Source organism: Haladaptatus halobius (genome assembly GCF_020618475.1).
Taxonomy (GTDB): Archaea; Halobacteriota; Halobacteria; order Halobacteriales; family Haladaptataceae; genus Haladaptatus; species Haladaptatus halobius.
The window spans coordinates 1-14,708 of record NZ_CP085336.1 but is presented as its reverse complement, the minus strand read 5'-3'; the positions used below and the strand labels follow the sequence as shown (position 1 = coordinate 14,708).

Below are 14,708 nucleotides of genomic sequence, written 5' to 3'. Positions count from 1 at the left end.
AACATACCACAAACTTTATTCGAGCTTTCATGCATCGGCTAGTTAATGCACGAGGACGAACCAGAGTACCGTATTCCGCAGGGTGGCGGCGTACCCTGGCGGGACATGGGCATGGATGAATCGCATCGCACTCCCGATCGAGATATCAAGATTACTGACGTGAAGACGATGGCTATCGCCGGAAATTTCACGTGGGGCATCGTCAAGATCGAAACTGATTCAGACGTCTATGGGCTGGGTGAAACCTTTCGTGCTGAGGCTGCGCTTGATATGGCCAGTCGGATGTCGATCGACCTTGAGGGCGAGAATCCACTCGACACAGACCGAATCGTCGAACTTCTCGAACAGCGCTACACCGCCACGGGCCGCGTCGGGCAGGCCGCGTTCACCGCGATCGAGACCGCCTGCTACGACATCAAGGGAAAAGTGTTCGACGTCCCTGTTTACGAACTGCTGGGCGGGAAGTACCGCGACAAAATCAAAATCTACTGTGACACCCACGGCGGGGAGTCCCTCGGCGAGGCAACGGCCTACGACCCGACAGAAGTCTATACGCCGGAGTCGTACGCACGAGCCGCTCGTGAGGTCGTCGACGAGGGCTTTGAGGCGCTGAAACTCGATCTCGATGTACCGACCCATCGATCGTATGACGAGGCCAACCGACGGATGGACAACGAGGCCATCAAGCACAAGGTACGTCTCGTCGAAGCTGTTCGGAACGAGATCGGCTACGATATCGACCTCGGGATGGACCTTCACTGGAACTTCACCGTCGAGACGGCCATCCGCCTCGGCAAGAAACTCGAACCATTCGACCTAGCCTTCCTTGAGGACCCTATTCCCCCTGAGAAATTCGAAGCTCAGAAACGCGTCACTGATGCACTCGATTTGCCGGTTTTGACCGGTGAAAATCTCGTTAAACCACACCAGTTCAACAAGGCTGCGCGAAAGGGCATTTTCGACATCGCCGCTCCAGACGTGAACAAGTGTGGCGGCCTCGGTGAGTATCGCAAAATTGCCATGATCTGTGACTTACACGGTATTCCCGTCGCCTCACACAATATCTCGAGTCCGCTTGGAACCATTGCTGGTGCCCATGCCTCGGCGTCGATTCCAAACTTCCTGATGATGGAATACCACTCTAGGGATGTCCCGTGGTGGAACGACATGGTCACACGTGTCGAGGGGAGCGGGCCGATCCTCGAAGATGGCTATATCGATCTTCCAGAGGGTCCTGGGCTGGGTGTTCGGCTTAACCGTGACCTATGTCGAGAATACCTGACCGACGACTCGGAACTCATCGTCTAAGCTGACGCCATTCGAATTTCACCTGAAAGTAAGCGAGAATGATTCATTCTCATGAAGCGAACCACAATAATGGTAAACGGGTCGGATGAGTAACTCACCGACGCGTAGAGCGTTCACTACTCCGCCAGTCGAGGGAGATGCGCGTTCAGTGCGATGTATCGAGAAGGTAGATTTATGTGTTCGCTGGTCACACAACCGGACAGAGGTTGAGTAGATTGCCGATAACTAGTCACATCGGAAAAATTTGCCGCTTCTGCCGTCAGATCGTCCCCGCTGATCGAGGATGGCGAGCCACGTTACTTGGACTTGGAATCTCGCTTGTCCTCGCCCTAGGTCTGCCCTGATGGCGTTCGACGGCTATCGCGTCCTCCCTGGTCTCGTTGTACTCGGCGCACTCAGCGTCCTAGCGAGGGGACTCGGAACGGCGACGATCGCCAATCCACTCGTGGTAGCGATCAGCCTCGGGGTTGCCGTGGCGGTTCTCGTCGGTGTGCCAAGCTGGGCCGAACCCGGTATCAAGAGATATAAGCTGCTTCTTGAGACGGGAATTGTATTACTTGGCGGAAGTCTCGCTGTTGAGCAACTGGTTTCGACGGGACCGATTATTATCGTTCTCGCGGTGGGCGTGATTTTCATTGGCGTCGTGTTTACCGAGTTCGTCGGTCGACATCTTGGCATCAGCCACGAGATGCGTCCACTATTAGCGGCTGGCGGAAGCATCTGTGGCGTCTCGGCCGTACTGGCCGTTGGGAGTAGTATTGACAGCGACGAGAGCGCGATTACATATGCTGCTGGAACGATCCTCCTTTTCGACGCAGTTACCCTCGTAGCGTTTCCCCTGGTCGGTAAGATACTCGGCGTCCCAGACCGTCTTTTCGGTGTATGGGCGGGGTTGAGTCTCTTTAGTACCGGACCAGCAGCCGCAGTTGGATTTTCGGTCTCCGAGACGGCGGGTCAGTGGGCAACCGTGACCAAACTTATCAGAAACACGTTTATCGGTGTGCTGGCGCTGATATACACACTCAATCACGTGACGAAGACTGGACGAACTAGCGTTTCTCAGATATGGTCGCACTTCCCCAAGTTTCTCATCGGGTTCATCCTTGTGGCACTACTGGCGAATCTGAACGTGCTGGATGCGTCAGTCCGTTCGGCTGTATCCCTCGTTGGTGACTGGTTGTTCACACTCGCATTCGTTGGCCTTGGTATTGACCTGAACCCGCGGCAGTTTCGCACCACGGGAATTCGGCCAATTGCTGTTGTGCTCGCACAATTTGTGACGGTAACAGTACTCGTGTATCTCGCTATTACGGTGCTTCTCTGAGCATCTGAAGAAGACAGCAAGAGATCTATGGACAACCAATCCGTGGGCGTGTACGCCACTACCAACGAATCGTCTGGCAGATTTATGATGGAAAAATATATATGATTAACGTGAATGTATATCATTACCATGGCGTGGGAAGACAGTACAATCAGACGCCGTCAGATTATTAAAGGGGCTGCTGCGGGTAGTACCGCGCTCGTTGCTGGCTGTCTCGGTGGAGGTGATGGCAACGGCAGCGGGAATGGGTCGGCCTCAGGGTCGATCAAATTTGTCCACACTTCCTCGTTTGAGCCGTCGGCGAAGGACTTCAAGAACGCCTACGGCAAGAAAACTGACGCAACCCTAAAAATCCAGTCGACGCCTGCCGAATCGAGTTCGAGCCGAGAGTACTACGTCAACCAGTTTGCCGCCCAGTCTTCATCATTCGATGTCGGAATGATGGACGTGATCTGGCCAGCAGAGTTCGTCAATGCCGGTTGGGCTGCGAAAATCAAGGATTCGAAGAACCACACTGATGCGATGCTTAAAACTCCGGTCGAAACTGCCACTATCGACGGCTCACTTTATGGAATGCCCATGTTCACAGACGCGAACGCGCTCTATTACCGAACGGATTTGCTCAAAGCGGCTGGATACGACAAGCCGCCGTCGACGTATATGGAGCTCGTCAACATGGCCCAAGACATTATGAATCAGTCCAACAAGGATCTTAATGGCTACATCTGGCAAGGTGGTGCTACTGAGGGGCTGACGATCATGTGGCTCAATTGGCTGTGGGGGATGGGCGGCACCGTGCAGGGCGACAATGGCAACCTAGTCGTTAATTCCGAGAAAGGTGTACAAGCCCTCCAGCACGCCGTCGATCTTATCTATAAGCACAAGGTTACGCCCGAAGCAACAGCCTCAAGCGGGACTGACGGCAATCGTCAAACCTTCCAGCAGGGGAAAACGATCTTCATGCGTAACTGGCCGTACGCATATGCTCTCTTCCAGGATAATACACCCGTTACCGACAAATTCGCCGTGGCGACGATGCCGAAATCTGAGGGGCATAAAAACGCGAAAAACTCCTGTATCGGTGGCTGGAGTCTGTTCATCAATAGTTTCTCGAAGAATGGTGCTGCCGCCCAGAAACTGGCAAACTACGTTGGCACCGCCGAGGCCCAAGAAAAACTGGCTGTCGACCGAAGTCGACTTCCAGTCCGTGCTGAACTCTACGAGGACGCATACTGGAAAAAGAGCGATAACGATAAACCAGCGTTCCTTGACCGATTTGGAGAGATTCTCAATCAGACGAGCGCCCGTCCGGCGATTTCAAACTACTCGCAGTGGTCTAACATCGTGTACACCGAGTGCAACAAAGCATTGACACAACAGAAAAGTCCGCAAAAAGCGCTCGACGACGCTCAGAAGCAGATTGACAATGACATCAATAAATCTTAAGTTCGGTTCTTCGTCGACCTGGCGTCGCTATCTCGATCTAGGTGTTTGGCTCCAGCCCAGAGGATAATCAGACGCTTGCTTTCTCACGACTCATGCTATCGTCAGACAAATTTATGGCCTATGAGACCACAACCAAGCGTAATGGTTGACTCAACCACAGGCGAACAGAATATCACCCGTTTCGGTGAGGAGGATCTACGCGGTCGGCTTAGACGCTATCGCGAGCTCCGAATTACCGAAGAAGAGCTCGCTACCGTGTTGTTGATGCCGGTGATGCTCTTCTTGCTCGCAGTCTCGTTTTATCCCATCGTGGACACACTTTGGGCGAGCCTGCATACAGGATACGTTATCCAGTTGCCTACTCAGACTACCGAGTTCGTCGGAATCGAAAACTATCGTAATCTCTTTTCGGACGAGAGCTTCTGGAATTCGCTGGGAGTGAGCCTCTTTTACACGTTCGTGAGCGTCCCGGTCGAACTGGTCTTCGGACTAGGACTGGCGTTGCTCCTCAAAGCCGATTTCAAGGGCAAGTATTTCGCACAGGCTGCGATTCTCTTTCCCTGGGCGTTGCCGACGGTCATCAACGCGAAAATCTGGGCGTGGCTCCTAAACCCCAATTACGGTGTCTTAAGCGACATTCTCGTGCGGATCGGCCTCCTCAACCAGCCGTACCCATTCCTGTCGAAGCCAGATATCGCGCTCTATGCAATGACGGGAATCACAATTTGGAAGACGACCTCGTTTATGGCGCTTATTATGCTTGCCGGGCTTTCAAGCATTCCTGAGTATCTATACGAGTCCGCGCGAATGGACGGAACGACACCATGGCAGCGGTTTCGCGATATTACGCTGCCGTTGCTCAAACCGACCATCCTCGTGGCGCTTATCTTTCGAACGCTCCCCGCGTTCCAGGCGTTTGGATTGCCCTATGGGCTAACCGGAGGTGGACCTGGGGAGGCGACAACGACGCTCGTCCTCTACACTCAACAGGCGGCGTACAACAATCCCGGCCCGACCAACGGTGGGTTTGCTCTCGGCTCGGCAGCAGCGACTGTCATTACCATGATCGCGCTAGTGATCGCGCTCATTTATGTTGCCACCCTCTACGACCCAGAGGTGCGCTAATATGAGCATCGTCGACGCTGCGCGGGAGATGACCCTTGAGGACATCGCACTTTGGGATATCGGCAAACGACTCGGCTTCTACGGTTCTATCTTAGCCATGGTCCTGATCTCGATGTTCCCGGTGTTTTGGATTCTACTCAGTTCCCTCAAACCACCGTCAGAACTCTTTGTCTTCCCCCAGGAATATCTCCCCTACACGATCACGATTCAGAATGGACAGTTGACCATTGTCCAGCAGTTCCCACTCACCCTCGAGAACTACGTCGCTGCCCTCCAGAAACGTCCCGTGGGACGGTATCTGATCAATAGCGTGATCGTCGCTTCGGGGACGGCCATCATCGACGTCATCCTCGGTGCGATGGCTGGCTACGCGCTCTCGAGACTTCGATTCCAGTACAAACTTCACGTTTTGCTCATCATCTTGTTTGCGGCACTCCTGCCATTTATCTCTCGTCTCATCCCGCTGTACAAGTTGGCAATCAATCTTCAGGGTACAGCGATCGGACCGTTCTTCGGGCTCAATCAATATCTGGGGTTGATCTTTCCATATGCAGCCTTCCAGATGCCGTTTGCCGTCTGGATCTTCCAGGCATACTTCAACGAACTTCCCGATTCGCTTGAGGAGGCCGGACTCATGGACGGACTCTCGCGCATTGGCGTACTGTTTCGCATTATCCTTCCGGTGTCGATGCCAGCGATGGCGACAACGGCGATTATCGTGTTCATCTACGCTTGGAACGAATTCCTGTTCGCACTGACGTTCATGACGCAGGATTCAATGCGAACGATTACAGTCGGTATCGCGCTCTTCGGCGGCCAGTTCAACTCCCCCTGGGGAATCATTACGGCGGCAGTCTTCATGTCGCTCGTCCCGCTCATGGTGTTCATGCTTGTCTTCCAGAAGAAGATTGTCGAAGGCATGACAGCCGGCGTTGGCAAGGCCTAGTCGGTTTTGGTTTCACCACTTCTCTCGGGGTACTATTCGTTGAGTATGAGAGTTGCGGCGTCTCGAACACTGGGTGTTCGACGGTGAGACGAAACTTCCAATCAGCCACCAAGAGGTGATTTCGACCGCAGTGGCAACACAGACTAGATGCTCGAGAGAGCTGCAGTTATGGCAATTAGAACTGCGTTGGTAACCTACCTCAGGGAAAATCCCTCTCCAGTATTCATCATGTATTTTAATGAACTATTCAATCCGCCTCGAGTCCTTCACTGTTACCGTGATTCACTCCGTGCAGACGTGGTATTCTTCCCAATCTTCTGGTTCGGCCCTACTCAAGAAATTACGCGGGTTGTTCCTATTCTTGGTTTCAAAACGAGGACTGTGACCGGTCAACACCCAACAGTCAATTGCTACTCGACGATGCTTACGTCGAGCGTCTCCGTAATCCGTTTATGGCACGCGTCGAGTTGTTTCCGCTCTTTCTGCGAGAGCAGCGCAAGCGGTGGGAGCGGCTCACCGAGGTCGAGCCCCTCGAGTTTTACGAGGTGTTTAATGGCCGCTGCCGTTGGAATGTCTTGATAGGCGCTCACAAGCGGCATCACGAGTTCACGAGAGAGCCGTGTGACTGTCCGGTCGTCACCACTTCGGTGGGCTTCATATAATTCAGTCAGCGCTGCCGGGAACACATTTGCTGGTCCCGCGATGAGTCCGTCGATACCGAGATCGAGCGAGGGAACTGCGGTGGCAGTCATTCCGTTAAAGACGACGAATGACTCGGGTGTTGCCTCAATGACGTTATGTTGGTAGATGAGGTCTCCCGAGGTGTCTTTCAGGCCAACGATTGTGTCGCGCTCGGCCAGTGTTGCAACGGTTTCGACAGGAAGTTCGTTACCAGTAAGCGCAGGAATGTTATAGAGCAACATCGGAAGCGGACTCACATCGGCAATCGAGGTGAAGAATCGTGAGAGACCATGTGGAGTTGTATTCAGATAGTATGGGGCGACAACGACGGCCGCGTCGGCCCCGGCATCGGCTGCCGTCTCCATCTTCGCTTGCACCTCCTGCATACTCGTTCCACAACATCCTGCAAGCACCGTGGTCTCCCCGTCGGCAACCGAGGCAACTATCCGAACGACCGTGTCGTGTTCGCTGGCGCTTATGCTTGAGAATTCACCGATCGAGCTTCCTGGGAAGAGGCCGTGAACGCCTCCGTCGATCAACGTGCGAGTAAAAGTTTCGAGCATCTCTTCGTCGATCCCCTGACCATCAGCATCGATAGGCGTGGCCATGGGAACGACTGTTCCCGACAGTTCCATACACCGTAGTAGCCTACCGGCAAGTTATATTTTGGGATGGATTGTACCCGTCGCAAGACTTATTCATTCAGTTCTCAACTGTTTGACCATGAGCCTGGATGTCGCCAGCAGCCTTGATAAGCAGATGCTCATCGCCGGAGAGTGGGTCGACAGTGAAGATCGAAGGGATGTCATCCACCCGTATGACGGGGAGCGAATCGGGTCAATACCAATGGCCGACGCCGAGCAGGTCCGGACGGCCATCGACGCCGCCCAGTCCGCCTTCGAATCGTCTCCTCTCTCAGCTTACCAGCGATACAAACTGTTAACTGATACTGCCGATCACCTCGAAGAACGAGCCGTGAATGTCGCACAGGTCATCACGGGTGAGCAGGGAAAACCAATCACCGAGGCTCGAACCGAAGTCGACCGAGCAATCCAGACTCTTCGACTCTCCGGCGAGCAGGCTAAGCGGATGTTCGGCGAGTATGTGCCCATGGATGCCCAAAAGGGATTTGCCAGAGATCACTGTTTTACCCAGCGCGAACCCCTCGGCGTCGTTGCTGCCATCACACCGTTTAACTTCCCACTCAATCTGATGGTCCACAAGGTCGGTCCCGCGATCGCGGCTGGAAACGCCGTCGTCGGCAAACCGGCCACGAACACACCGCTCAGCGCCATTCTTCTATTTGAGTGCCTACAGGAGGCTATTGAGGACTCGCCTGCGCCGGACGGCCTTGTCAACGTCGTCACCGGCAGCGGCAGGACGGTGGGTGATGAAATCCTCGCTCATGACGTCGTTGAGGCGATCTCCTTTACCGGCAGTACCGCTGTCGGGAAATACCTCGCTGAGAACAGCGGCATGAAAGAGCTGACCCTCGAACTCGGCGGAAACGACCCGACCATCGTCTGGCACGATACCGATGTGGAGGCGGCCGCCCAGCAAGTCGTCGGTGGGGCGTGTGCGAACGCAGGACAAGTCTGTAACAGCGTTGAGCGCGTTATCGTCCACGAATCGGTAGAAGATGAGCTCATCGAGGCGCTTGTCAAAGCCTGTCAGGACCTCACGATCGGCGATCCGTTCGACGAGACGACCCAACTTGCGGCAATGATCAACCGAGGCCAATTCGATGGTGTCGTCGAAATTTACGAGGAGACTGTCGCGCAGGGGGCAACCGTCGAATGCGGCGGGAATTATGGTGGTGAGCTCGGCGAGTGGGTCTTCGAACCCACCGTCCTTTCGGGCATAACCCCGGAGATGCCAGCGGCTAAAGAGGAGACGTTCGGTCCACTGGTTCCGGTCATCAGCGTCGGCTCCTTCGACGAGGCAATCGCCGAAGCCAACAACACGAACTATGGCCTCGAAGCAGGGCTGTTCACCCAGGATATCGACCGGGCAAGACGAGCGGCAAACGAGATCGACGCCGGTGGGGTCAACATCAATACAGCCAGCGGCTTCCGGGCAGATCACATGCCCTACGGCGGGTTCAAGGATTCCGGCGTCGGGAAGGAAGGTATCAAATATGCAGTCGAGCACTTCTCACGTGCGAAACTTGTCGGGTTCCATCAGGGATTCACGGACGCATAACGCTCCTCGGCTATTTTTTTCCGTGGTGTCGACCCTCGCCTACTCGAGGGAGATCCATCGATCATCCGCTGCTCCTTCGTAAATCGACTCCATGATCTCCATGTCGATGCGGCCGTGGTCGCCGTCAGGGTAGATGGGCGCGTCGCTGCGAATGCGGTCGGCAAAATAGTCGAACTCCTCGAGCATCTGATCAACCGGTTCGAGTTCGATGCAGGCACGGCCGTCACCTCGGGAGACGTGGAGCGTCCGGCGTTGATCCTGGAAAAAGGCTGGTTCGATGCGAATCCGTCCTTCCGTACCCGTAACGGTGATCGAACTTGATTGGCGGGCGTTGTGGCTGGCGTAACACCGAGCGGTTACGCCATCGGGGAATCGAAGTGCAAACGAGACCGTCTCGTCGACGTCGGCGAAGGCATCGTGCGTACTCGAGGTCGTCCCGGTGACGGCAATCGGGTCCGTACCGAGGAGGAACCGAGCAGTGTTGAGCGGATAAATCCCGATATCGAAGAGGGCACCGCCACCGGCGAGCCATTCGTCGAGTCGCCACTGGTCGGGATTGGGATCGATTCGGTCGAGCAACCGCTGGGACATCTCCCCGTCGACAGTCATCGGCGTGCCTATGTAGCCCGCTTCAATGAGTTCGCGGGCTCGCCGAACGGCAGGTTCTGTATGCATCCGGTAGGCGATCATCAACTTGATGCCTGCGCTCGCACAGATCGACTCAAGTTCGCGTGCCCGCTTACTGGAGCGCTCCATCGGCTTCTCACAGAGGACGTGTTTCCCGTACTCGACAGCAGTCTCAACGTACTCCATGTGGAGAGCATTGGGAGTGACGATGTAGACGGCATCATAGGCGTCGGCCACGACGCCGTCGTGGAACTGATCATAGGTGATTCCGTGGATTGCACCGTCTGTAGTCTCGACGATTTGCTGTGCCTTCTCACCCGATCCGCTGACGAGTACGGCCGGACTACATCGCTTGCTCGCTTCCAGTGCGGGAAGAACTCGGCCTTTGGTAAACCAGCCGAGTCCAATTACAGCGACTCGAACTGGCTCAACGTCGTTCGCATCAACCGTCTCCCAGTCACGGGCACAGCCGTTGCCGATCACTGTCTCGAGGTCCATGCATCCATCCTCCGAACGCCGTCTAATAAAACCTCGGCGGGAATCACCCCGAACCTGAACCTTTTTTAGCTGGTACGACAGACACACCCTCGTTACCGTGACACGAACAGACAGCCTGGTGAGCCACTTCGAGTGTTACGACTGTGGCCACACATACGACCTAGAGCACACCGAGTTCCCATGTCCCGAGTGTGGAGGAATCCTCGACCCGAAATACGATTACGACGACCTCGACATCTCTCGCGAAGAGATCGAATCCCGAAACGGGTCGATGTGGAAGTATCGCGAACTCCTCCCTATTCTCGATACCAACGATATCGTGTCGATGGGGGAAGGAGTGACCCCGATCGTCGATTGTCCCACACTCGCTGAGGAAATGGGTGTCGCCCGCGTGGTGATCAAAGATGAGGGCCAGAATCCGACGAATACATTCAAAGACCGCGGAGCCTCAGCCTCCCTCTCCGGGGCGTCTCAGCAAGGCATTGACGAGGTCGCGATTCCATCCGCCGGGAATGCTGGCCAAGCGGCGTCAGCCTACGCGGCTCGTGCCGGAATTGACTGTCATGTCGTCCTCAATTATCAATCGAATGATATCCAGAAGACGATGGTCGAGGCTCACGGTGCGGACCTCCACCTTGTCGACGGTAAACTCGACAAGGCTGGCGGGAAGTTCGGTGAGTTACGAGACGAACACGGCTGGTACACTGTCGCGACGTTCCAGACGCCCTTCAGACACGAGGGCAAAAAGACAATGGGACTGGAGATCTTCGAGCAATTCGACTGGAATTCTCCCGATGAAATTTTCTATCCCACCGGTGGTGGCGTCGGCCTGATCGGCATCTGGAAGGCGTACCAGGACCTGGCACAACTAGGCTGGCTTGAGGATGAGACCCCACCCAGCCTCCACGTCGCCCAGTCAAGTGGCTGTGCCCCGGTTGTCGAAGCTATCGACAATCATCGCGACAAGCACGACGCTTGGGAGTGTCCCGAATCCATTGGTCGTGGGATTGAAGTTCCCGATCCGGGCGCCTCTCCCTGGATGCTCGAGGCTGTCTACGAGACCGGTGGCACTGGCGTGGCCGTCTCCGACAGTGAAGCACTCGAGGGAGCTCTAGCTGGAGCAAAACACGCCGGCGTTGAGATGTGTGTCGAGCCCGGTGCTGCTCTGGCCGCGGCCATGCAGATGGCGGAGGAGGGCAAGCTAGACGAAGATGATGAAGTCCTCATCATCAACACCGGGGCCGGAAACAAAGCGACCGGCGCTCTAAGTTACGCCATCGAGTAAACGCCCGCGCACGATAGTCGGACTCGAGTGACATCTAGTATCCGGACTGGATTGCAGCCAAAAGATCGGAAACAGGTTTGGCGGGCACTCACTCAGGGAGGGCAGCCGCGAGAACTTGAATTGGCGTCGGCGGTCCTTGGTCGTCGTTCGGCAAGAGATGACTTGCCCGAGTATCCATATCCATATCCCCGAGTTGCGTCCGACAGGAGGCCCCGGATGCCACGACGACCTCCCCGGGACTGTTCACGAGCTGGTTCTTGAGAATCTCACCGATGGCCGTACTCATTGCGTAGTGTTCGGCCTCATAGCCGAAAGTTCCAGCCATGCCACAACATGTAGAATCGATCGGGTCGACGACATATCCGGCACGTCGAAGAACGCCGACCGCGTGGTGGTCTTTCTTCGTCGCTTTCTGGTGGCAATGGCCGTGGTACGCAAGTGAGATTGGCGCCGCGTCGAAGTCAATCGCCTCGTCCAACCCGAACACGTCGAGATACTCACAGACGCCGTAGGTGTTCTCGGCGAGGGTCTCGACTGCCTCCCCTGAGAGTAGGTCGAGATAGTCCGACTGGAACATCACGGCATCCGATGGCTCGACGAGGATGACGTCCCATCCATCCGCAACGCGCGGGGCGAGCGCCGTGACATTGCCGGCCGCTGTCCGACGGGAGTTCTCGAGGAACCCCTTTGAGTGGGCGGGGCGACCGCTGTCGGTTCGATCTGCGAGGTCGACATGAACGCCCGCGGCCTCGAGGACCCGTATCGCGGTCCGGCCGACGTCAGGATGGCTATAGTTCGTATATGTATCCGGAAAAAGGATCACACGACGTTCGGCTTCAGCTTGGGAAACTTGCGAGCCGCCACGCTCGTAGAACCACTTTTGGAGGGATTCCCGCTCGAACGTCGGCAGCGTCCGATCGCAAGCGATTTCGAGCGTCTGTTCAGCGAGGTATCGAGCTCCAGGAATCTTTGGGAGGACGTTCGAGAGCGGCGCAGTTATGCTTCCGAGGCGGGCAAGGGTGTCGACGTTTGCGAATAGCCTGTCCCGGATGCCTGCGCCCTCCCGCTGGTGGCGTGCGTGGTTCGCCTCGACTTTGAGTTTCGCCATGTCGACGCCACTCGGACAGTCTCTCACACAGCCCTTGCATCCAACACAGAGATCGAGGACCTCGGTGGTGAACTCCTCATCGGTCGGATCGTCGGGCAGGTCGCCACTCATGGCCTGTCGGAGCATGTTTGCACGCCCACGCGTACTCGTGATCTCTTCGTCGGCAGCCCGATAGGTAGGACACATTACACCCCCGGTCGTCTCCTGAGTTCCGCGACAGCCCCCGCAGCCATGACAGAGCTCGACCATCCCTTGCATCCCGTTCTCATTGTCCCAGTTGAGTGTAGGTTCGAATCCGAGATTGAAGTCATAATTACCATCGAACCGAAGATTCTCGGTCATATCGACATCTCCACAGACTTGTCCGGGGTTGAGCAACCAGTCCGGATCGAACGCTGTCTTCAGGTCGCGGAATATCTGCCAGAGTGATTCACCATACAGTTTGCGGTTCCACTGAGTTCGGGCTCGACCGTCGCCGTGTTCGCCGGAGACTGCCCCGCCGAACTCCACAACGAGGTCCGTGACTGCGTCCGAAATGGCGACCATCGCCTTGCGATCCTGGGCTGACTTCGTGTCGATGAGCGGCCGAATATGCAACACTCCAGGCCCGGCGTGGCCATAAAAAGAGGCGAACGTATTCCACTCTTCGAGGGTCTCTTGAAACCGGTCGACGAATTCAGGCAAATGTTCGGCGGGAACGGCGCAGTCCTCGATGAAACTGATGTGTTTGGAATCTGAGGTACGCGAGAGCAAGATTGGATTGGCAGCTTTGCGCATCTTCCAGAACGTGGCTCGCTGGTCGGCCTTGTGAGCCTCCAGAGCCTTTACCGCATACCGTTCATCGTGAGCCGACTGCGTCCTGCAGCCTCCGTTGGTTTGGGTGCGCTTATCTTGGCCTCGAACACGATCATCGACGAGGGCGGCGGTTTTCTCGTGTCCATCCTGTTTGTCGTTCGCATAGAATTCGACGAGCAACGCCGCGTTAGTCCCCGGCGGTAAGAGTGACACTACTTCCTCGAACTCCGGGGTCTCACCCGCTAGCTTGAGAAGCATATCATCTATGAGTTCGACCGCTGCAGGGCCGTGCTCGAGCACGTGACTAACGTCGGAGACTGCGTCGTGCAGGCATTCGTATGTTAACAGTGCAATCGCTTTCGTCTCGGGAATCGGCTCGAGCGAGACCGTGGCCTCCGTGACTATCGCCAGTGTCCCCTCGCTGCCTGCGAGTAGGCGTGCGAGGTTGACGGTCCCTGTTTGGCCCTCCTCAAGTAATCGATCGAGGTTGTATCCTGATACGTTACGCTTGAGTGAAGGATATTGAGACTCGATTTCCTCGACGTGATTGTCAAGAATCGTGAGCACGTGTGCATATATCTGTGGGAGGAGGTCGTTGGCATCGCTGTTTGCTTGGTCCCGTAGTTCCGAAATGCCCATCTCGCCGATCGTCGCAACGGTTCCGTCCGCCAATACAACCTCACAGGACTCAATGTATGCGTCCGTCTTGCCGTACTTCAGGGAATGAGCGCCGGTCGAATTATTTCCGATGGCACCCCCGATTGCACTCCGATCCCCGGAAGCCGGGTCCGGGGCGAATTTCAGGTTCTCGGGGGTGAGCTGTTGGTTGAGATCTTCGAGCACTGTCCCTGCCTGCACGCGCGCCAGTCGAGAATCGGGATCGACCTCGAGTACCGAATCCATATGTCGCGTAAAATCGAGGACAATGGCCTCGTTGACCGTCTGCCCCGCGAGGCTCGTTCCGCCACCACGGGGAAGGACTGGAATCTCACGATCGGCGCAATAGTTCATCACCGAGGCAACTTCTTCGGTAGTCTTCGGAAAGACGACACCGATTGGTGTTACTTCGTACGCAGATGCATCCGTGGCGTACAGTTGTCTCGTATAGATATCGAATCGAACCTCACCATCAATTCGGCCACGAAGATCGTCGACTAGCTCCGGCCGTTCAACATCGTCACCGACGTAATCGTAGTTAGCTTGGTCGTCGAGGGCGAGTGCGATACCGTCGTCTGCTCCCCCACGGTCGTTGAGTGTCATCAGTTGCTACCTGTTTTGCGATGGCCCATCTTTGATTTTCGGGTTCTTTGAAGGTTTGATTTACAGCCTGACTCCTGGAGAATCAGATCGAATTCGAAGCCGT

Annotated in this window: 10 protein-coding genes; 7 read left to right on the top strand and 3 right to left on the bottom strand. The window is 55.8% G+C overall.

Annotated features, from left to right (window positions below; all coding sequences use genetic code 11):
- Positions 1–45 precede the first annotated feature (45 nt).
- From LIW51_RS16740 to LIW51_RS16720, 5 genes are all read left to right on the top strand, one after another.
- On the top strand, positions 46–1,308 hold the full coding sequence (locus LIW51_RS16740; RefSeq protein WP_227377612.1) for a mandelate racemase/muconate lactonizing enzyme family protein: 1,263 nt from the start codon (positions 46–48) through the stop codon (positions 1,306–1,308).
- A gap of 343 nt (positions 1,309–1,651) precedes the next feature.
- The gene (locus tag LIW51_RS16735; RefSeq protein ID WP_227377611.1) at positions 1,652–2,632 is read left to right on the top strand and encodes a YeiH family protein; all 981 of its coding nucleotides are present in this window, start codon (positions 1,652–1,654) and stop codon (positions 2,630–2,632) included.
- Between the two features lie 129 nt (positions 2,633–2,761).
- Positions 2,762–4,078, top strand: coding sequence for an ABC transporter substrate-binding protein (locus LIW51_RS16730; RefSeq protein ID WP_227377610.1), 1,317 nt, complete (start codon positions 2,762–2,764; stop codon positions 4,076–4,078).
- A 141-nt stretch (positions 4,079–4,219) separates the two neighbouring features.
- Positions 4,220–5,203, top strand: coding sequence for a carbohydrate ABC transporter permease (locus LIW51_RS16725; protein WP_227377609.1), 984 nt, complete (start codon positions 4,220–4,222; stop codon positions 5,201–5,203).
- 1 nt (position 5,204) lies between these two features.
- Positions 5,205–6,149: a carbohydrate ABC transporter permease gene (locus LIW51_RS16720; RefSeq protein WP_227377608.1), complete on the top strand. Its 945-nt coding sequence runs from the start codon at positions 5,205–5,207 to the stop codon at positions 6,147–6,149.
- A 410-nt stretch (positions 6,150–6,559) separates the two neighbouring features.
- On the opposite strand, the gene LIW51_RS16715 is transcribed toward LIW51_RS16720, so the two are convergent.
- Positions 6,560–7,465 carry a dihydrodipicolinate synthase family protein gene (locus tag LIW51_RS16715; protein ID WP_227377607.1) on the bottom strand — a complete coding sequence of 302 codons (906 nt, stop codon included), beginning with the start codon at positions 7,463–7,465 and terminating at the stop codon, positions 6,560–6,562.
- An 88-nt stretch (positions 7,466–7,553) separates the two neighbouring features.
- Between LIW51_RS16715 and LIW51_RS16710 the strand changes: the two genes are divergently transcribed.
- Positions 7,554–9,032: an aldehyde dehydrogenase family protein gene (locus tag LIW51_RS16710; RefSeq protein WP_227377606.1), complete on the top strand. Its 1,479-nt coding sequence runs from the start codon at positions 7,554–7,556 to the stop codon at positions 9,030–9,032.
- Positions 9,033–9,071: 39 nt separating this feature from the next.
- Here LIW51_RS16710 and gfo6 read toward each other — a convergent pair whose 3' ends face one another.
- Positions 9,072–10,157, bottom strand: coding sequence for a D-xylose 1-dehydrogenase Gfo6 (gene gfo6 / locus LIW51_RS16705; protein WP_227377605.1), 1,086 nt, complete (start codon positions 10,155–10,157; stop codon positions 9,072–9,074).
- 97 nt (positions 10,158–10,254) lie between these two features.
- On the opposite strand from gfo6, the gene LIW51_RS16700 reads away from it, so the two are divergent.
- The gene (locus LIW51_RS16700) at positions 10,255–11,442 is read left to right on the top strand and encodes a threonine synthase (protein WP_227377604.1); all 1,188 of its coding nucleotides are present in this window, start codon (positions 10,255–10,257) and stop codon (positions 11,440–11,442) included.
- Between the two features lie 88 nt (positions 11,443–11,530).
- On the opposite strand, the gene LIW51_RS16695 is transcribed toward LIW51_RS16700, so the two are convergent.
- Complete coding sequence (locus LIW51_RS16695) at positions 11,531–14,605, bottom strand: FAD-binding and (Fe-S)-binding domain-containing protein (RefSeq protein WP_227377603.1); 3,075 nt, start codon at positions 14,603–14,605, stop codon at positions 11,531–11,533.
- Positions 14,606–14,708: the final 103 nt, after the last annotated feature.

Excerpts from the sequence above, each read along its gene's own strand:
- LIW51_RS16715 (WP_227377607.1), bottom strand. The coding sequence starts at position 7,465 with ATGGAACTGTCGGGAACAGTCGTTCCCATGGCCACGCCTATCGATGCT.
- LIW51_RS16695 (WP_227377603.1), bottom strand. The coding sequence starts at position 14,605 with ATGACACTCAACGACCGTGGGGGAGCAGACGACGGTATCGCACTCGCC.
- LIW51_RS16735 (WP_227377611.1), top strand. The coding sequence starts at position 1,652 with ATGGCGTTCGACGGCTATCGCGTCCTCCCTGGTCTCGTTGTACTCGGC.
- LIW51_RS16720 (WP_227377608.1), top strand. The coding sequence starts at position 5,205 with ATGAGCATCGTCGACGCTGCGCGGGAGATGACCCTTGAGGACATCGCA.
- LIW51_RS16725 (WP_227377609.1), top strand. The coding sequence starts at position 4,220 with ATGGTTGACTCAACCACAGGCGAACAGAATATCACCCGTTTCGGTGAG.
- LIW51_RS16730 (WP_227377610.1), top strand. The coding sequence starts at position 2,762 with ATGGCGTGGGAAGACAGTACAATCAGACGCCGTCAGATTATTAAAGGG.
- LIW51_RS16740 (WP_227377612.1), top strand. The coding sequence starts at position 46 with ATGCACGAGGACGAACCAGAGTACCGTATTCCGCAGGGTGGCGGCGTA.
- LIW51_RS16710 (WP_227377606.1), top strand. The coding sequence starts at position 7,554 with ATGAGCCTGGATGTCGCCAGCAGCCTTGATAAGCAGATGCTCATCGCC.
- gfo6 (WP_227377605.1), bottom strand. The coding sequence starts at position 10,157 with ATGGACCTCGAGACAGTGATCGGCAACGGCTGTGCCCGTGACTGGGAG.